The organism is Natronomonas sp., from assembly GCF_046483325.1.
Lineage (GTDB): Archaea > Halobacteriota > Halobacteria > Halobacteriales > Haloarculaceae > Natronomonas.
On sequence record NZ_JAWODL010000011.1, the window covers coordinates 99540 to 117309 of the forward strand.

Annotated in this window: 16 protein-coding genes and 2 pseudogenes; 10 read left to right on the forward strand and 8 right to left on the reverse strand. The window is 59.8% G+C overall.

Translation table 11 applies throughout. The annotated features are described in order from the left end of the window. Positions 1-49 precede the first annotated feature (49 nt). The 5 genes from R6U53_RS02710 to R6U53_RS02730 all read left to right on the forward strand — a co-directional run bounded on the left by R6U53_RS02710 (position 50) and on the right by R6U53_RS02730 (position 4086). The gene (locus tag R6U53_RS02710; protein ID WP_410320835.1) at positions 50-589 is read left to right on the forward strand and encodes a CDP-2,3-bis-(O-geranylgeranyl)-sn-glycerol synthase; all 540 of its coding nucleotides are present in this window, start codon (positions 50-52) and stop codon (positions 587-589) included. Positions 590-699: 110 nt separating this feature from the next. Beyond that, positions 700-1137 carry a hypothetical protein gene (locus R6U53_RS02715; RefSeq protein ID WP_410320836.1) on the forward strand — a complete coding sequence of 146 codons (438 nt, stop codon included), beginning with the start codon at positions 700-702 and terminating at the stop codon, positions 1135-1137. A gap of 1 nt (position 1138) precedes the next feature. Next, positions 1139-2503, forward strand: coding sequence for an NADH:flavin oxidoreductase (locus R6U53_RS02720; protein ID WP_410320837.1), 1365 nt, complete (start codon positions 1139-1141; stop codon positions 2501-2503). 24 nt (positions 2504-2527) lie between these two features. Further along, positions 2528-3631: a DUF2157 domain-containing protein gene (locus tag R6U53_RS02725; RefSeq protein WP_410320838.1), complete on the forward strand. Its 1104-nt coding sequence runs from the start codon at positions 2528-2530 to the stop codon at positions 3629-3631. A gap of 47 nt (positions 3632-3678) precedes the next feature. Then, positions 3679-4086, forward strand: a complete 408-nt coding sequence (locus R6U53_RS02730; RefSeq protein WP_410320839.1) for a hypothetical protein — start codon at positions 3679-3681, stop codon at positions 4084-4086. Positions 4087-4130: 44 nt separating this feature from the next. Here the strand turns inward: R6U53_RS02730 and R6U53_RS02735 are convergent, their stop codons facing one another. Continuing rightward, positions 4131-5570, reverse strand: coding sequence for an RtcB family protein (locus tag R6U53_RS02735; protein WP_410320840.1), 1440 nt, complete (start codon positions 5568-5570; stop codon positions 4131-4133). Positions 5571-5665: 95 nt separating this feature from the next. On the opposite strand from R6U53_RS02735, the gene R6U53_RS02740 reads away from it, so the two are divergent. From R6U53_RS02740 to R6U53_RS02750, 3 genes are read left to right on the forward strand one after another with little or no spacing between them, the layout of a single operon-like run. After that, a complete protein-coding gene (locus tag R6U53_RS02740; protein WP_410320841.1) occupies positions 5666-6580 on the forward strand; it encodes an NAD-dependent epimerase/dehydratase family protein in 915 nt (304 codons plus the stop codon). Positions 6581-6606: 26 nt separating this feature from the next. Continuing rightward, positions 6607-6858: an antitoxin VapB family protein gene (locus tag R6U53_RS02745; RefSeq protein WP_410320842.1), complete on the forward strand. Its 252-nt coding sequence runs from the start codon at positions 6607-6609 to the stop codon at positions 6856-6858. Positions 6859-6860: 2 nt separating this feature from the next. Further along, a complete protein-coding gene (locus R6U53_RS02750) occupies positions 6861-7268 on the forward strand; it encodes a PIN domain-containing protein (protein ID WP_410320843.1) in 408 nt (135 codons plus the stop codon). A gap of 202 nt (positions 7269-7470) precedes the next feature. Here the strand turns inward: R6U53_RS02750 and R6U53_RS02755 are convergent, their stop codons facing one another. The 7 genes and pseudogenes from R6U53_RS02755 to R6U53_RS02785 all read right to left on the reverse strand — a co-directional run. After that, a complete protein-coding gene (locus tag R6U53_RS02755) occupies positions 7471-8460 on the reverse strand; it encodes a GDP-mannose 4,6-dehydratase (RefSeq protein ID WP_410320844.1) in 990 nt (329 codons plus the stop codon). 168 nt (positions 8461-8628) lie between these two features. Beyond that, a complete protein-coding gene (locus R6U53_RS02760) occupies positions 8629-8907 on the reverse strand; it encodes a hypothetical protein (RefSeq protein WP_410320845.1) in 279 nt (92 codons plus the stop codon). 233 nt (positions 8908-9140) lie between these two features. Then, positions 9141-9758 carry a class I SAM-dependent methyltransferase gene (locus R6U53_RS02765; RefSeq protein WP_410320870.1) on the reverse strand — a complete coding sequence of 206 codons (618 nt, stop codon included), beginning with the start codon at positions 9756-9758 and terminating at the stop codon, positions 9141-9143. Between the two features lie 739 nt (positions 9759-10497). After that, entirely contained in the window at positions 10498-11538 is a 1041-nt protein-coding gene (locus tag R6U53_RS02770; protein WP_410320846.1) for a double zinc ribbon domain-containing protein, read from the reverse strand. 545 nt (positions 11539-12083) lie between these two features. Next, on the reverse strand, positions 12084-14831 hold the full coding sequence (locus tag R6U53_RS02775; RefSeq protein ID WP_410320847.1) for a tubulin-like doman-containing protein: 2748 nt from the start codon (positions 14829-14831) through the stop codon (positions 12084-12086). A 215-nt stretch (positions 14832-15046) separates the two neighbouring features. Then, on the reverse strand, positions 15047-15721 hold the full coding sequence (locus R6U53_RS02780) for a hypothetical protein (protein ID WP_410320848.1): 675 nt from the start codon (positions 15719-15721) through the stop codon (positions 15047-15049). A gap of 268 nt (positions 15722-15989) precedes the next feature. Further along, positions 15990-16592: pseudogene (locus R6U53_RS02785) on the reverse strand (succinylglutamate desuccinylase/aspartoacylase family protein); the annotation flags it as partial. Between the two features lie 374 nt (positions 16593-16966). Here R6U53_RS02785 and R6U53_RS02790 point away from each other — a divergent pair. After that, positions 16967-17122 (forward strand): annotated as a pseudogene (locus tag R6U53_RS02790) (hypothetical protein); the annotation flags it as partial. A 94-nt stretch (positions 17123-17216) separates the two neighbouring features. Beyond that, on the forward strand, positions 17217-17420 hold the full coding sequence (locus tag R6U53_RS02795; protein ID WP_410320871.1) for a thiamine pyrophosphate-dependent enzyme: 204 nt from the start codon (positions 17217-17219) through the stop codon (positions 17418-17420). Positions 17421-17770: the final 350 nt, after the last annotated feature.

Genomic DNA, 17770 nt, shown 5'->3' on the forward strand with positions numbered 1-17770 from the left:
ACATCGGCTAAACCACGTTTTTTATACCATGGCCGATCGCACACGCAGTATGGTACTCGAAACCGTCGTCGTGGCGATATGGGCCATGCTGCCGGCCTATATCCCGAACAACGTCGCAGTCCTCGCCGGCGGCGGTCGACCGATCGACGGTGGCCGGACGCTCGATGACGGGACGCGGATCCTCGGCGACGGCAAAACCTGGCGCGGAACCGCGTTCGGCACCGTTGCAGGGATCGCCGTCGCACTCGCGCTCAACCAAATTCACCCCTTCGTGAGCGATATCGTGGTCGCCGAGCCGTTTCCGATCGCCGCCGCAGTCTCACTGGCCTTCGGTGCCATGCTGGGCGATATCCTCGCGTCCTTTTTGAAACGCCGAACCGGGAGACAGCGCGGGGCGGCGTTCCCCGGCATCGACCAACTCGATTTCGTCGTGGTTGCGCTGCTGTTGACGGCGATCGTTGCGACCGGGTGGTTCCTCGAGACGTTCACGCTTCCGGTGATCGTCGCGGTGTTGATTTTGACTCCGCTGTTGCACCTCTCGACGAACGCGATCGCGTACGCACTCGGCCTGAAGGACGAACCGTGGTGATCGAGTGCGATCGATCGCTGTGAACCGAGCGTCACCGACACCTCTCGTCGCACGGGACTATGTCAACGTCTGACAAAACGTATTTGAGTATTTAAACCGTTATACCGAGTATGCCGACAGCAACCGAGCGCGTCCGCGCTACCGACACCGTCTCGAGGACCGTTCTCGTTCGGAGAGGGGTGGTGGCGCTCGCCCTCTCGCTCGTGGTCAACTGGCTCGTCACCTTCGGTGCGATCTCGGCGGCCGTCGCCCCGGAGCTCAACGCGTTACAGTACGGGCCGGTAACGTTCTTCACGACCGCCGGCGTCGTCGGGGCGACGATCACCTACGGACTCCTCGCATGGGGTTCGTCGAATCCGGACCGACTGTTCGCGATCGTCGCCGCCGTCGTCCTCGTCGTTTCGTTGATCCCCGACTTCACCGTCATTCCGAACCAACCCGGCGGGAGCCTCGTGGGTGGCGGGATTCTCGGTGTGATGCACGTCACGACGGCGGTCATCTGCGTCGTCGTTTTGACCGACATTCGAAGCCGAACGTCGTTCGAGTGAGATGGCCGCAAGCGACGTCCGGATCGGTTACGATGTGACGCTCGAAACGCCGGTGTCGATCGGCGGACTCGAGATTCCGAACCGACTCTACCGCGCGCCGCTGTTGGAGCACGCGGGCGACGATGACCCCGTGGATCGTCTACTCGAGGAACTCGAACCGTGTGCGGAGGCCGGCGTCGGCCTGATTATGCAGGGTGCAACGCCGATTCGAGGGCGCGAAGGGCGGGCCGCCCCCGGCATGACAGGATTCGACGATCCCGACCGAGTGGCCGGCATGCGCCGGCTCACAGCGCGAATCGACGACCACGGTGGCCGGATCTTCGCTCAACTCGCTCACGGCGGCCTCCGATCGATGGAGATCTGGCACGCAGGATACCGTCGACGGAATCCGGGACTCCGACAACGCGTCGTGTCGAAACCGCCACTGCCCCTTCGACTCGCGGATCGGCTCGGCATTCTGTCGATCGACGCCGAGCCGCTTTCGACCGAGGAGGTGTACGAACTCGCGGCCGACTTTGGGCGGGCCGCCGACCGCGCCGCGGCCGCCGGCTACCACGGCATCCATCTCGCCGGGGCGACGATGGGGATCTTCCAGCAGTTCCTCTCGCCGTTTTATAACCGTCGCGACGACGAGTTCGGCGGCACGCTCGACGATCGGGTTCGGTTCTTCGAAGTCGTCCACGAGGAGATCCGCGCGCGGACTGACGTCCCACTCGTCACGAAGGTTCCCGCCGAAACCGAGACGCCGTGGTTCGTCCGCGAATCGATCGACGCCGAGGAGGCGGTCGAGGCCTGCCGGCGACTCGCCGAGATCGGCTACGACGCCGTCGTTCCAGTCGGGTCCTCGCCGTTTTGGGATCACGCGATCATCCGCGGCGAGTTCGGCTCGCGGGGGTTCGACGAGCGGTTTTCGCGGGAGTTCGAGGCGGCGTTCGGCGGCCCTTGGCGTCGTCGGCTCGTTCGGCTCGCGGCGTGGATCGACGCCGCCGCGAACCCCTTCGAGCCCGCCTGGAACGCGGAGCTTTGCCGACAGGTCCGATCGGTCGTCGACGTGCCGGTCCTCTGCGTCGGCGGGATCAGGAGCCGAGACGAAGCGGATCGGCTGCTCGACGACGCCTGCGAGATGGTCGGCATGGGCCGGCCGTTTTATGCCGAACCGCGGCTGGCTGCGAGACTACTCTCCGAGCCCGATGCGACGGTCGTCTGTGCGAACTGCAACAACTGCGTCCCGCCGCAGGCCGCCGGCGAACCGGGCGTCTGTCGGACGCCATCCGTGTTGCAGCGGCGGGGCGAATTCGAGAAACGCGGCGCGTACGAGCGGGATTGCGGGAACCAACGGCACGATTCCGACGGACCCAAGCTATAATCGGCCGGGTGACGACCGCCGAACATGGACCCAGACGCCCTCCAAGCCGAAGTCGACGAGTGGGTTCGCGACGGTATCATAACCGAAACGCAGGCGGAGGCCATCCTCGCCCGCTACGACGGCGACGACGCCGGGCGATCGCGGGCGGTGGTCGCGCTATCGGTCGTCGGTTCGGCGCTCGTCTTCGTCGGCGTGACGCTGTTTCTCGCGACGAACTGGGACGACCTCCCGACGGTCGCACAGGTCGCCGTCCTCCTGGCGGGACCGGGACTCGCCTACGCGGCCGGCTCGACCGCCTATCGGCGTTCCGTGCCGCGCGCCGGGCTCGCGCTAACGCTTCTCGGAGCGGTGTTGGTCGGGCCGTCGTTGTTCTTGCTCGCCGATCTCGCGTCAGTGGAGATAGCCGAGGTGTGGCTCCTGTTCGCGTGGACGGCGATCGCCCTCCCGACGGGCCACGCGCTCGACTCTCGCGTCGGCACCGGCTTCGGCCTCGTCGTGCTTGCGGGCGTCGTTTTGGATCTCACCTCACCGAGCGAGCCGGTCACGTCTCTCGCGCTGTTGGGCGTGACGCTGTTTTGTCTCGCGGTCGCGAACACCGATCGGATCCGGTGGACCTATCGAGTCGTCGGCGCGACGTTCGCGCTCGTCGGTGTGATCGCGCTGACGACGCTCGACGGACGGTTCGAGTGGTTCGAACTCGACGCGTCGGCGACGCTCGCGGCGCTTGCGGTCGGGGCGGTCATGGGGAGTGGGTGGCTCTGGTGGCGAGCGGATCGAGTCACGGCCATGTGGGCGACGACGGCAACCGTTGCGATCGCAGTCGGGACGACAGCAGGGGTGCTCGCGGCAGAAACGATTCCCAACGCGGCTGCCCTGGCCGTCGTTCATCTGACGGGGCTCGCTGCGATCGCCGCGACCGGATACTACGGATATCGGACGGGGTCGCGGACGTTCGTCGATCTGGCCGCTGTCGCCGCGCTTGGACAGACGCTGTCGTTCGTGGCGTCGACCGTCGTCGACGCGTTGTCCGGTTCGATCGCGCTCGTCGTCGCGGGGACGATCCTGATCACGGCCGGCATCGCACTCGAACGGGGTCGACGGTCGATTCTCGCGCGGGTCGAGCGGTGACCGTGGGGCAGCCTAGAGTTATTTTCGCCCGTGCTCAACGCATGTGTATGCTCCGCACGACGCTCATCGTGTTCGGCCTCGTCGAGGTCGTCGCCCCGCAACCGATCATCGACACCTGCGAGCGGATCGGGCTGAAAAACCCCGAGAATGCGCAGCTACGGCCGGGCGCGAATCTACTCGCCCGACTCGAGGGGGCGATGTTGGTGTTGTTGCTCGTCCGCGGTCGGGAGCAGTCACCGATATCGAGTGCGCTTCTCGGCGGAGCCGGCGCACTGGCGGTGCTGTATCCCGATCCGTTGATCCGGTTGAGCCAGTCGTTCGCCTACGAAAATTCCACCGAGCTCGAACTGCGGCCGTGGGTGCGGCCCGCAGCGCGACTGCTCGGTGTGCTGTATCTCGCAGTCGTCTTCCTCTCGGGCACCGGTTCCGATGAGGAGTCAGCTACCCCCCGCTGAAATCCCGTCGTTCAGGGCGGGGAGGCCGTCAACATCGTACTGGCTCACTCCGTGCTCTTGATGTTGTGGACGGGATCGAGCCAGTCGACGATCTCCGCCGTCGGTTCGAGCGCGTCGGCGATCGCGTCGGCGGGTTTGTACGCCATCGGCGCTTCGTCGCGGACGCCGTCGACGACCGACTCGGAATAGATGCCGTCCATCGCGGCCTCGAACTCGTCGAGTGCGACCGTCTCGAAGGCCTCGCTGCGGCTCATCGTTCGGCCGGCGCCGTGCGGCGCGCTCCGGTTGTACGCGTCGTTGCCCTCTCCGCGGGCGAGGATCGATCCCTCGGCCATGTTGAGCGGGACGACGAGTCGTTGACCTTCGCGGGCGGGCGTCGCGCCCTTTCGGATCGTCAGGTCGCGAAAGTCGACGTAGTTGTGGATCGACTGAAAGGAGTCGGTCGGCCCGACGCCGAGGACGTCACAGATCGCCTCGCCAATCAGCGTCCGGTTCCAGCGAGCGTACTGCTGGGCGAACAACATGTCGACGTAGTAGCCGTGGGCCTCCCGTCCGTCGAGGTAATCGAGCGCGTCGTTTCGCTCTTCGACGTTTTCAGCCGGGCGCGAGAGCCGATCGAAGGTGCGCTCGATCTCTTTGCCGTCGAACGCGTCCACGATAGCGTCTTTTTCGAGGTGTGATTCGCCCATCCCGCCGGTCACCCACGCGTGGAGTTCGCGATCGCTGACGGCCTCGGGATCGAACTTCAAGAACCGGACGTCCTCGGCGATGGCGTCGCGGATCCCGTCCGCGGCGCGGTAATCGTTGGCTCGCCCCTGCCAAAACTCCGCGACCGACTTACCGAGATACCGCGAGCCGCTGTGGACGACGAGCCAGTACCGGCCGGTCTCGCGCGAGCGGGCGAACTCGATGAAGTGGTTGCCGCCGCCGAGCGTGCCCGCACCTCGGATGACGTAGCCCATCCCCTGCCGCTGCTCGCGGAGGACGCGCTCGCAGAGCGATTTGAAGTACGCCTCGTCGTAGCCCTCGAACTCGAAACCGGGGTCGATACACTCGCCGAAGCGGTCGGCGTGAGCGTCGTCGAAGCGCTCGAAGACCCGATTGGCTCGCTCGAAGGGGAACTCATCGACGAGGTGGACGGCGTCGTCGTCGTCGTGAACCGACCGACCCATCGGGACGGTTTCACGGACGGCGCGTTCACGGTCGGCGTCGGCGAGCGGCAGCGAGTCGCCCAACTCGAACGCCGCCATCCCACAGCCCACGTCGACGCCGACGACGTTCGGGACGATCCGTTCGCCGAGTGGCATGGTGAATCCAACCGGCGCGCCCGCGCCGACGTGGGCGTCGGGCATCATCCGGATCGGTTCGGTGAACGCGGGATGGTCGACCAGGTCGTCGAGCTGATCGAGGACGTTCGACGCGACGAGCCCCTCGTCAGCGGTCAGGATCCGCGCGGCCGTGTGGGTGCCTCTGCGTTCGATCACTGGCGAGGAGTTATGCGTTCTGGTATTTAAGCTCGCGGCAGGGCGTTCGATCCCTCGCTCGCAACGTTTTTGTTCCGATTCGACGACGTTCGCGTATGCAGGACCAACGCGTCCTCGTCACCGGTGGGGCGGGGTTTATTGGCTCGAATCTGGCGAATCGGCTGGCCCAAAACAACGACGTCGTGGTCGTCGACGACTGTTATCTCGGGACGCCCGAGAACCTCGACGACGGCGTGGCGTTTCACGATCGATCCGTTCTCGACGACGACCTACCGACCGACGTGGACGTCGTCTTTCACCTCGCGGCGCTGTCGTCCTATGCGATGCACGAGGAGGAGCCCCGGCGCGGCGCGCGCGTGAACGTCGAAGGGTTCGTCAACGTCGTCGACCAGGCGCGTCAAGACGGCTGTGACACCGTCGTCTACGCCTCGACGTCGTCGATCTACGGCTCGCGGACCGAACCCTCTCCCGAGGACATGGCCGTGACGGTCAACACGGGATACGAGGCCTCGAAGCTCGCCCGCGAGCGCTACGCCGAGTACTTCTCGAACCACTACGGGATGTCGCTTTCCGGCCTCCGATTCTTCTCGGTGTACCAGGGCTACGGCGGCGCGGAGGAGCACAAAGGCGAGTACGCGAACGTGATCGCACAGTTCGCCGACGACATCGTCAACGGGGAGTCACCGGTGCTGTACGGCGACGGCACGCAGACGCGCGACTTCACGCACGTTTCCGATATCGTCAGTGGGATCCAACTCGCCGCCGAGCACCGTCTCGACGGCGTGTACAACGTCGGTACCGGCGAACGCTACTCGTTCAACGAGGTCGTCGACCTCCTGAACGAGGAACTGGGGACGAACGTCGAGCCCGAATACGTCGAGAACCCGATCCCCGAGTCGGTGTACGTTCACGACACCTGTGCGGACTACTCGAAGCTCAACGCGGCGACCGGATGGGAGCCGGAGATCGACTTCGAGACGGGGATCGAGCTGGTGTGTTCGCCGTACTGAGCCACCCCATCCTTAACTCTTGTAGCGTGTCAACGCTGTCGACAGAGACGTCACAGCGAATCCGCCTCGAAGACGACGTGTACGGGCGAATCAAGGCAGACAAGCGCGATAACGAGTCGCTCAGCGACGCCGTAGCGCGGTTGATCGGTGGGCGATCACTCCGCGATCTCCGGGGCGTCTTCGACGAAAAACAGGTGCGTGAGATGCGAAAGGGGATCGAAACCGCTGATGAAGCGGACCGCCAAGAAGTTCGCGAAGTCTCAGAGCGTTTCGAATAGCGATGATCGTCGATACAAGTTATATCCTAGATGTCATCGATGGCGACGAGGCCGCGATTAACAAAGAACGCGAACTCGAAGCCGAAAGCGTCCCGCTCGTGATCCCGCCGATGACGACCTTGGAGCTCTACATCGGTGTCGGAAAGATGTCAGGTCCCCTCGAAGAGCGCCGGACAGTCGAAGCAGTGCTCGATTCGTATCCGCTCGTGGACATGACACCACGGATTTCCCGACGCGCGGGACGACTGCTTGGTGAGCGAATGGCCGCTGCGAATGACGGAGAGGAACCAGGTATCCGGAAAGGCGACGCAGTGATCGCTGCAACGGCTCTGGAACGGGATGAGCCCGTCCTCGCTGATAATAGGCGCCACGGAAACATCTCGGGGATAACGCACGAAACGTATCCGTGAGTCGCCGCTCTAGCTATCTTTCACGCCAAAGACGAAATGACACGTCTACAGGCGGGCCAATCCGAGTGTCTCGGATCGTCGGCCGACGCCGTCTTCGCGGATGACGAGAGCCCGCCGGGCTCTCGAAGCACGTGCCCCCGACGGTTCATGGGAATTCTGTAGTACACCCCGCCACGCTGGTCCAACACGCTGTGGTCTTTTATCAGGACGCCAACACGAGCGGCTCGTACCACTCGCGATTCTCGCGATACCACGAGATGAACTTCTCGACGCCCTCGCGGATCGTATGCTCTGGGCTGTACTCCAGTAGCTCCTGCGCCTTCGACGTGTCCGCGTGGGTGTGTTCGGCGTCGGCGTCGTAGCGCTCTGCGAACTCCAGTTCCAGGTTGGGGGCGAGCTGATCCCGAATTTCGGTTGCGAGCGTTCGGATCTCGATGTTGTCCGTCGAGCCGATGTTGACGGCCTCGCCGTCGGCGGCGTCGGTGTCCAAGAGCGTCCGGTTCGCATCGAGCACGTCGTCGATGAACGTGAAATCCCGCGTCTGGGTGCCGTCGCCGTAGACGACCGGCGCGTCGCCGTTGATACACCGGGAGACGAAGTTCGAGATGGCCATGTTCGGTCGCATCCGCGGCCCGTAGACGGTGAAGTATCGGAGCGCCACTGTCGGCAGGTCGTACACCTCGTGGTAGGCGCAGGCGTAGCGTTCGGCGGCGAGTTTCGACGCGCCGTACGGTGAGACTGGCAATGTCGGATCGATCTCCGAGAACGGGACGTACTCCTCGCGACCGCCGTACACCGACGACGAAGAGGCCATCACGAACCGCTCGATGTCGGTCTTACGGGCAGCGTCGAGGAGGTTCAACGTGCCGTCGACGTTCACCTCGTCGTACTCGCGCGGCGCTTCGACGCTCGGGCGGACGCCGGCTTTCGCCGCCTGATGGTAGACGTAGTCGGCCGCCGAAACGAGGTCGTCGACGAGGTCGGCGTCGCGAACGTCACCGTCGACGAACGAATAGTCGACGCCCCGCTCGGCCGCCAGCTCGCGCTGTACGTCCTTCGTGTGTTCTTTGATTCCGAGATCGTAGAAGGGATCCATCGTATCGAGGACCGTCACGTCGTAGCCGTCCGACAGGAACGCCTCCGCGAGGTGCCCGCCGATGAACCCTGCCCCACCGGTAACGAGAACATGCATGGCGTTCGATCCCAGTCGCCGGATAAAAAGTCGCCCGGAATCGGCCCGTCTTCGGGTAACCCGAGACAGCCGTCCACCGTCTCGATTCGAAACGACCGTCCCAACGAGACCCCCCGACGGTGGAGTCCTTGCCGTTTAGTGTGGGGGGATGTCAATGCGGATCCGTCGCTACTCGGTGTCCTCGTCGGTTTGGCTCTCGTCGTCGTCGTCCGTGTTCTCGACACTCTGCAGGAGAAGATCGGTGCCTGCCGCAGCGACCATGCCGACGCCGATCGCACGCAACTGCCGGACATACGCTGGCTTCGGCTCGAGTTCCGAGGCGTTTTCGAAGTTCATGCCGATCATCTTCTTCACGAACCTGCTACTCGACTGAGGGAAGAGCGCGGCCACGAGCCCTTGGACCAACACGAACACCGTCCCAGCGGTATTGCACTTTCTTTTGTTCATCACACCGTTACATAGTACTCGACACGTATTAGTATTGCCATTATTAAACTATATTAGACGCTCAAGTGACAGTTATGGTGTGTTTTCGGCGTCTTCATCGAATCTGACGCTACGCTATATTGTTATTATCGTACTTTATTAGTGGCGGGGTGATCGGTGCCCCCGATCGGACGACCGGGTTCGGGACCCCCTCTTCCGGCCGACGGATATCCCGTTTACCGCGGTCGATCGGCTCAAACCACCCGAAACACCCGAACCGTATCGCGCTTGCCGGGTTCACAGAGCAGGTGTGCCAGCCCCAGTTCGGAAAACACCGCCTTCCAGTCGCGGTGATACAGCGGGAAATCGTCGTTGACGCTGCTCACCATCGACTCCGTGCGGCCGCGGTTCGGGCTGTTCCCCTCGTTTTCGGCCGTTATCACCAGGTCGGAACCGACGCGGGCGATCTCCTCGAAGACCCACTCGTCGTCGGGGTGAACGTGTTGGAGCGTCTCGACCGAGTAAACGACGTCGAAGTGGTCCTCGGGCACACTCGGGAGGTACTCCTCGATCGCGCCGGTGTGGAACGTACCGGTCTCCATGAGTCGGGGAAAGTACTCGGCCATGACCTCGAAGGAGTCGTCGTTGAGGTCGATCCCGGTGAGGTCCGTGTATCCCTGCTTGCGGAGGTACTCGAGGTGGCGACCGGAGCTACACCCCAACTCCAAGATCGCGGCGTCGGAGGCGACGTAGTGATCGAACACGGCGGCGAGCGTCTCGCTCACCTCGTTCGCCCCGATCTCGGCGTAGTATTCCGGCGAGTACTCCCCGGAGCGTTCCGCCCAAGTGTGATGGTTGTCGTCGGGGTCGATCTCCATACCCGAGTGGATGAGCGCCGGACGTAAATGATTCGTGGGAGCTGTGGCTGGACAGTCGTGCGGTGAACCGCCTCGGGGGCACGTGCTTCGAGAGCCCGGCGGGCTCTCGTCATCCGCGAAGACGGCGTCGGCCGACGATCCGAGGCCCTCAGGCTGCTTTTTGTAAACAGAGATGACAGACCGGAATCACCCACCTCGGCGTGAACGCCGAGGGTTGTCGGTGAACTCCCGGTCTGTCCGCGATACTGCGGAAGGCGAACACTCGCCGTTCCCGTTCAGCGTTCTCGACTTCAGGGCGAGGTGCTGGGTCACCCCTCCAGAACCGGTAGGCCGGTTCTGGAGATACTTGTGTGCGATGTTTCGCACCCCGTTGTAATTTAGGTCGTCGCAGCGCTCATCGGAGACGGTGAGTTTGACGGCGGCGATACGTCGCAACTCCATCTATATGCCACGAGCAGTGCATAATTGCAGCTTGCCCGGACGTCGTTATTTCATCCCTGTGCTGAGTAACGTACGCGAGAGAACACTGAGAATCCTCGGGATGGTGGTAATAGACACAGGCGATCATCCCATCGGCGTAGGCGATAGACCGGATGAACGGATCGCCAACAGCGTGCTCGCTCGCGGGTACGTCGTCGACCTCGAAAGCGGCACTCTCGTAGTACTTTTCGGTGTGGTTCAAAAAACACCAACAGCCGACCGGTTTTCACCTATCAGACGGCGGCAGTACCGGTTACAATTCCGTTCCGCATCTTCCACAGTATGTCGTATCGGAGCTTTGTTTGTGTCCACACACTTCGCATGCAATCACAAGTTCTGTGCCGCAAACGGGGCAGAATTCCTGACCGGGAGCCTGCCCACCGCAGACAAAACACTCGCGTTGTATCGCGGTACCACAACTGTTACAAAAGTTCTCGTCATCGTCAACCGAAGCACCACAGATGGGGCAGTCGGCGTCCGAAATATCGGGCTCCTCAGGCGTATGTATCTCTGGAGGGCTGTCAATCTCATCATCTCGAGGTTCTTCTTCAGAATCCGTCACAATCGTCTCATCACCGTTCTCTGGTTCAGGGGCTGTTCCTGATTCGTCTTCGTCGTCGGTTTCGGTCGTCGAATCTCTGTTCGTACTATCCTCGATCGTACTGTCGAAAGCGTACGCGTCCGGATCGTTCGGAGGGTGTGGCAGCTCTGTACCGTTCACATAGCGCTCGAGCCACGCAGACAGGTCGGGCACGTTCTTACGGACGAAATATGATCGCAAAGCACGGATTGAGAGTTGGTTGTCGGATTCACTCTCACACATCCCTCGAATGAGATCCATTAAATCGACGCGTCCATTTGACCGTTCAAGCAGCTCGGCAGCCAGAGCAGTTGTTACAACAGCGCCTTTCGTGTATTTTGTCTGGTAGCTGGCCCATGTCTCCGGATCCGATAGGATCGCATCGGGATCGGGCGTACGAGTGAGGTGTGAATAAAACCACTCAAAATCGATCAAGCCCAGAGTCACTCCCGCCCATGCCGCAAAGTAATTAGCAGTCCCTTCAATCAGCCACAGCAGTGACTCATCCCACTCGAAGTTCTGTCGCGTGTGGACGTACTCGTGGATCCAAGTATTGTTGGGATGTGCGAGTTTCGTCCGATCTAAGACCCAAAAGCCCTCATCGCCGAACTGAGTCCCAGTCGGTCCCCAGTTAGATTCCCTAGACGGTGCAGCGATCATCAGCACCTCGTTATTGCGTGGGCCGATATCGAGTGTTCGGCTGACGGCTTCCATGCAGTCGAGTATCTCGTCTACGCTGTGTGCCAGCTGTGCTGCCTCCGGGACGATTAATTTCAACTGCTCAGAGAGACCTGTTCGGGTGTACCGTTCGTACGGTCCGAGATACGCGACAGCACCGTCTGAACTAATCACTCCAGAACCCTCAATTCCGTACGAGGATTTATACGTGATGTCCGTTCCCCGATGAGACCAACGTATTCCGAAACCGCCCGCAGGTCTCGTTACAACAGCCCACTCCCCGTGGTCGACCGTTTGTAATCCCCCCATCGTAGTCAAGCTTGGATCGTATCGGCCGGTCACTGATGGTACGGAAGTTTGCTCGTCCCACGTTAGCTTCGATTCATGTTCGTTGAATCCCTCTGAGCTATCGATATCGATAGAAGAGGGTAACTGAACCGTGAGTGCGGTCAGATCCGATGGGAACGTAAAATCCAGGGCAATCCCGATAGAATTCGCTCGACCCCCATCTCTGGAGAGTATCATCCGCTCGTGTAGCGTGCGCTTAGAATAGGCCATCGAAGAAGTACAGACAGGCGAGATTACTCCTCAGTCTCGAAGGATAGTTCGAGTCGCTCCCGGTCCTCGAGATTTCGGATGTAGGCATCGAGAATATCATCCCACTCAGCCTGACCGGCAAGCCAGCGCGCTTTCAAATTCTCGTCCGGCGTCGCCTGTTGGAGTTGTTTGAACGTGAGTCCATCCACAGCTTGTTCCCAACCCAAGAACACCTCATTGTCGTCTTGGAAATCGAAGTGTTCCCACATCGTCCCATGCCAGATATATAGGTCCAATCCGTTGGTTTTGATGTAGTTTCGCTTCTCACCTTCGGATTCGAAGTCAGACTTGACCACGCGGTCCGGATCCAATTCTGGTGGGCGATCTGTGGTCTGTCGTCTACTGATTTGGAATATTTTTTGATCTTCACGGGAATACCATTCGGGATACGCGTACGAAGCGCGGTGATCGCCGAACTTTCCCGCCATCGAGTCGAGCATTCCCGATTCACGCATCTGCTCGTACCGCTGGAATAGTTGGAGTCCTTCGACTGGGCCCGAGTTATCGAACGATACGAACTGGATACTGTAGGGGTCATCGGAGTAGCCGATTATACTCTGTCCAGCTTTCCGCACGGTTGCTCCCGAGACCTTTGACACATACTCATCGGCGTATTTTTCGTTATTTTCGTGATACATAATCCAAAGGTCTTGACGGCTGGGATTTGGATCCAGCCCATCATAATTCATCTCGACGGTTGGATATTCCCATGCCAGTGCGTTACTCTGGATTTTATCCATGCCGATCCGGAGATCGTCCTCGTCGACGAACTCACCGACGAATTTATCCAAACTAGTTAATTCGTTCCGTAACCGGTCAAGCGTGAGTTCTTCTAGTGTTCCTTCTTGTAATGGAAGAATACTCAGTCGCTGACCGGCACGGTCACGTTTGGTCAATTGGGATGAGAGTTCGTCAATTTCACGCCCGTGTCGTTTTATTTCCCGTTCTAACTGTCGGGTCTCTTCCTCTAAAGCAGTAATCGACTCCTGTCGGTCCGCGATTCGTTCGTCTAATGCCTCTTTGGCTTCACGATGGAGATCATCTGCCGCCTCCACCATCGCTTGAACGCGCTGATATCGGTTGTCCACCTCCAGCAACTGCTGTTGTGAATTCCGAAGGTTATCCAGCCACCGTTGGTACTCTTCACGCGTGCTTTCGGTGAGAGAGATAAATGCCGGGATTTTGTCAAGCATCCCCGGATCACGGGCCTCCACTTCTTTTTCGTACTCAGAAATCGTTTGATCAAAGTAACGCTCCAAAGCCCCCTCTTTACCCCGATATGTTCTGACATCAGATCCGCCGAACTCCGATTTGCTGTTCATGTTCCAGCCTTCCCAGTGCTGATCGACGACCTCCTCCCAGTGGCTTTCCACTGCTGGAACAGCTGCAGGGTGGTCAAACATTTCGTCCAGTTTGTCAACAGCCAATAACATCATCGTAGGACCGTATGTCTCACCGATCGTGGACACAGTGGACCTGATATCCTCCGCGGTGTTCCCGTCAACGAGCGCCGAACCGACGCCGAGTTTCTGCTCCAATTTTCCCCTGACCAGGTCTTCAGCGTCATCAACGTCAGATCGCCCAGATGCAACGCGTTTCGGGTCTGTTTTGGCAGACTCTAACTGGTTGATTTCCGCTTCAAGAGTCTGGATTTCTTCAGGAATCTCTGCTTCTAAGCGCGTCTGCTTCGCATCACGGTCGCGTTTGAGTTCACAGTAGTCACGAATCTCGCGGTACGGGAGACGAATTTCGGATTGCCCAACAGCCCCGAGTGTGGCAAGTCCGTTCACTGCCGTCGCCCAGTTCTCGACTGATTCTTCCATCAGCGCGAGCGCGTGGATTGACTCCGCAACTCGACGATCAACCATTTCGCCGTAATTTTCGATATCTGAGAATCCTCCACCACCCATTATCAGATCCTCCTCTACGCCGACTAACCAGTAGTTGCTAAACGGCGTCCGCTCGATCGGGAGTGAGTTCCCGCTGAAGGAAGCTTCAACAGACTCATCGATATCCGGCCGCTGGCCCCCGCGCCCGAACGATCGCGAATAGAGCGGGATATCGAGGTGGTCACTGCTTGCTTCGATCATTTTTGAGAGATCTTGAAGCGACGCGTGGGCATTCGGGTAGTAGATCGATTGCCCCTTCGGCTGAACGATTTCAGGGTCTTGGGTGATTTGTGGGACGATACCGACACCGCCGACGTACACGTCCATACCGTAGCGTTGCTCGATCGCATCTCCGATATGACCGAGCATCGTCCCAAGAAGCGGGAACGTTCCACTACCGGTCCCACCACCGAGCGAGTGAACTAAGATGAGATTATACGAGTCCCGGCTTGGCTCATATGAGTTCTCAAGCCCCTGTAGATGTTCGCGCGCTGATTTCCACAAAAGATCAAAGTGATCGGAAAAATCGGGCGTTCCGCGGCTGTCCAGTTTATATCGACCGACAGGACGCTGCCTTTCGGCTCCTTTGACACCGATCTCCATCTCTTCGGTCAGATAGGCGTACTGACGTCGATCCTCGGCCTCGAAGGCTGTCGGTGCATTCAGTTCGATCGTCGTGGCATCATCGGGAATGTCACTGAAACTATCCGTGTCGGTATCGATGGCAACGAAATCGAAATACCGTGAATGGTCGTCCCGTTCGACGATATCGGCCAACGTCCGCATTATTTCGATACCCCCTCGCCCAACACCAACGACAAATGTCGGCAGTGGATTCGTCATATCTATTCAGGTTACCGAGACAAAATAAATGTTACCAGCCGATAGAGTTCCGTTCGTAGACAGTATCTGATGAATTCCGAGACGTTAGTCGGAATCTACCCCTGTGTAGACTGCGACCGCTGTGGACACGTTCTCTGCATCCGCAAATCGCGTCGTCGAAGCAGGAAGCTCCCGGCTCAACGAACCACCGAAAGCGATGAGTAAGCAGGGGTAGTTCACCGTGGACCGGGACCGCCGCCACCTGGTGGATTTTTGCCACCGATCGCGCTTAATACAAGTCCGAACAATAACAACACGAGACCACCTGCGCCAATGTACGAGAGGATCCGCTGAATCTGACTGAGTTGGTTCGCTGAATTTACCTCTGCAACGAACTCTTCCGGTCGATTCTCAAGCGATGTGTCCGGTTGGAACGTTTCGCGAGTGCGATCACCGCTCGGACTATTATACTCAAACTGGACTGTACTCGCGGTGATCGACGCGGAGTCCGAACCACCTGTGTAGTACGTCCGGTACTCCAGTCGTATCGTCGTTTCAGTAGGTATCTCACTGGTCGAGAGTCTGACCTCGCCACCACGGAAGCTACGGTCAAACTGTATCGACCGATCACCTTCGACGAATACTTCTATCGATGCGGTGTCCAACACAGCCCACTCATCCCCTTGCACCACGATGGTCGGATTTACAGCAGGGTCACCAGTTATCTCTATTTGCCCTTGGACTGCGATTTCGTTGCCGCGCGCCTCCGTCGATTCTCCATCATCGTAGCCGTCATACGTCGTCGAAAAATCACCGCTTACCGCGGCTGTTGCGATTCCTGCAGTCGTGACAAGCAACATACACCCGATCAATAGGACGACTATTCGTCGACTCGCCTGCGATACGTTCATTAAGAACATATTGATGTGACGTAGAATATATAACTTGGGTACAACGCAAAGCGTATCGTATGAAAAGCCGATCTCGTGGAAAGTATCAGAGTGTGCCGCGTTTCAACGGCCGAAGTGAATACCAGGGCACCGTATCGATCACGAGATGGTCGGCATCGGTGTCTCACACGGACAACAACTACTCATCCCGTTTTTCCCTCGGTTGAATACCGGCGCTAATAGCCCTGATGGAGGTAGTGCGGAGAGCATCGAGAACTGGTCACAGGGGCTACGTCCGATCTGTCTTCGTGGTGATTCGTTCATGGGTGCGTCCGGTTCGCTCTTCGATAATTCGTTCCTGCATCTCACCGATCCTGATGAAGTGGCAGAGTGGATTTCCGGGGTATACGACTGGATTTTCGAGCACACCGGCGAGAAGCCCGGTGAACGGTGCCTTCACCGTCGTCTCATCGGTCTTAAACGGATTTGTAATCCGACAAATAGTCTCGCCTTTGTGAACTAACGCTCCCCGTTCGTAGTGCATTTCGACGATACCGCCAGCGTCCGCCCGGAGCCACGTTTTGTCGTTCCACCCCTCGATAACGGTGCGCCACCCTGGCCAGCGAACGGTTTCCTGCTGGTAGATGCCGTACTCGGCGAACACGCTCCGAACTCCATCGAGCGCGTGATGGATTAACTCTCGCTCGAAGCGATGTGCCTCACCCATTTCGAGGGTGATGGTCGGAATGCCGTCGTCTGTCGCCTCTCGACGAAGCATCCCCTCCGAACCTTTCCCGGCCATGATGAGATTCGTTCCGAACGCACGAGCGAGTCGCGCAGCTCCCTCATCGTCCATGTCGGCACGGACGTGGAACATGTTCGTCCGCCCACGGGGCTGTGGGACGCGAACGTCGACCGCTCGCCGACGATCGCGCTCACCGGGCAGGTCGACTCACAGGTGCTCGGCACGGGGAACTTCCCGAGGTCGACCTCAAAGCCGCCTACGGTGACGTCGCTGAATTCGAGGCGACTGTCCTGCCGGATAGCCAGCACGCCGAACTCGCGACTCGAGCTGTGAAGACCGCCATCCTCGAACGCGGCGTTTCACACCTGATCTTCCCTGATGAGATCCAGACCCAGTCCGCCGAAGGCGTCGAACCCGGCGATCCGGAGGGGCGGATTACTGACCGTGATATCGCCCCACCTGCAGACGCACTCGACGATGCGGTCGACCTGCTGGAAACTGCCAAACGGCCGGTGATCGTGGTGGGCCACGGAGCCAGATTCGAGATGGACGGCATCATCGAGCTCGCCGAACGATTCGATTGTCCGGTGCTGACGACGTTCAAAGCCAAAGGGCAGATTCCCGACTCGCACCCACTTGCGGGCGAGGTCCTCGGCCGAAGTGGAACCCCGATCGCGAGTCATTTCATGAACGAGTCGGACGTAGTAGCCGTCTTCGGAGCGAGCTTCTCGAATCACGCACGTCCTGCTCAACGACGACGAACTCGGGAAGATCAGCAAGGAGCAGCGTACGGGCGGTTGGGATGTCTGGCAGACCGACCTCGTGAACCCCGGATTCGCCGCGTTCGCGGAGAACTGTGGCGGACACGGCGTCTTCGTCGACGACCCCGACGACCTCGACGAGGCGCTCGAAACCGCGATCGACCACGATGGCCCCGCACTCGTTGAGATACTCACCGATTCGGACCCGATCTGATCGATCGGATGGTCGTGACTGACGCTTCTGTCGGAGCGAACTCCGTGAGCGGGTTCACATCGCTATTGACATCCTCCTCCGGCTGAAGACCGTGGCATTGCGCCTGTCCTGCGTATAAATACGCGGACGGCGATAGTGAGAATTTGTCACAGATTCACATGACCTTTATTCTTCCAGAGGCAATGTTTGGTCGAACAGAGACAGCATGATATCGAGAACTCTCCAGCGACGTTCGGAACCTCGGCGAAAAGAATACCCGAATCAGACGAGTCTATCCAGTACAGTCGTCGATCGACGGTCTCGACACCGGGCCGGCACACGTGGACGTCGGTCGATTCTGCGGAGGGTTC

Coding starts and splice junctions, on each gene's coding strand:
- R6U53_RS02755 (WP_410320844.1), bottom strand. CDS start 8,460: ATGCATGTTCTCGTTACCGGTGGGGCAGGGTTCATCGGCGGGCACCTC.
- R6U53_RS02740 (WP_410320841.1), top strand. CDS start 5,666: ATGCAGGACCAACGCGTCCTCGTCACCGGTGGGGCGGGGTTTATTGGC.
- R6U53_RS02775 (WP_410320847.1), bottom strand. CDS start 14,831: ATGACGAATCCACTGCCGACATTTGTCGTTGGTGTTGGGCGAGGGGGT.
- R6U53_RS02730 (WP_410320839.1), top strand. CDS start 3,679: ATGCTCCGCACGACGCTCATCGTGTTCGGCCTCGTCGAGGTCGTCGCC.
- R6U53_RS02760 (WP_410320845.1), bottom strand. CDS start 8,907: ATGAACAAAAGAAAGTGCAATACCGCTGGGACGGTGTTCGTGTTGGTC.
- R6U53_RS02750 (WP_410320843.1), top strand. CDS start 6,861: ATGATCGTCGATACAAGTTATATCCTAGATGTCATCGATGGCGACGAG.
- R6U53_RS02720 (WP_410320837.1), top strand. CDS start 1,139: ATGGCCGCAAGCGACGTCCGGATCGGTTACGATGTGACGCTCGAAACG.
- R6U53_RS02725 (WP_410320838.1), top strand. CDS start 2,528: ATGGACCCAGACGCCCTCCAAGCCGAAGTCGACGAGTGGGTTCGCGAC.
- R6U53_RS02770 (WP_410320846.1), bottom strand. CDS start 11,538: ATGGAAGCCGTCAGCCGAACACTCGATATCGGCCCACGCAATAACGAG.
- R6U53_RS02710 (WP_410320835.1), top strand. CDS start 50: ATGGTACTCGAAACCGTCGTCGTGGCGATATGGGCCATGCTGCCGGCC.
- R6U53_RS02780 (WP_410320848.1), bottom strand. CDS start 15,721: ATGAACGTATCGCAGGCGAGTCGACGAATAGTCGTCCTATTGATCGGG.
- R6U53_RS02715 (WP_410320836.1), top strand. CDS start 700: ATGCCGACAGCAACCGAGCGCGTCCGCGCTACCGACACCGTCTCGAGG.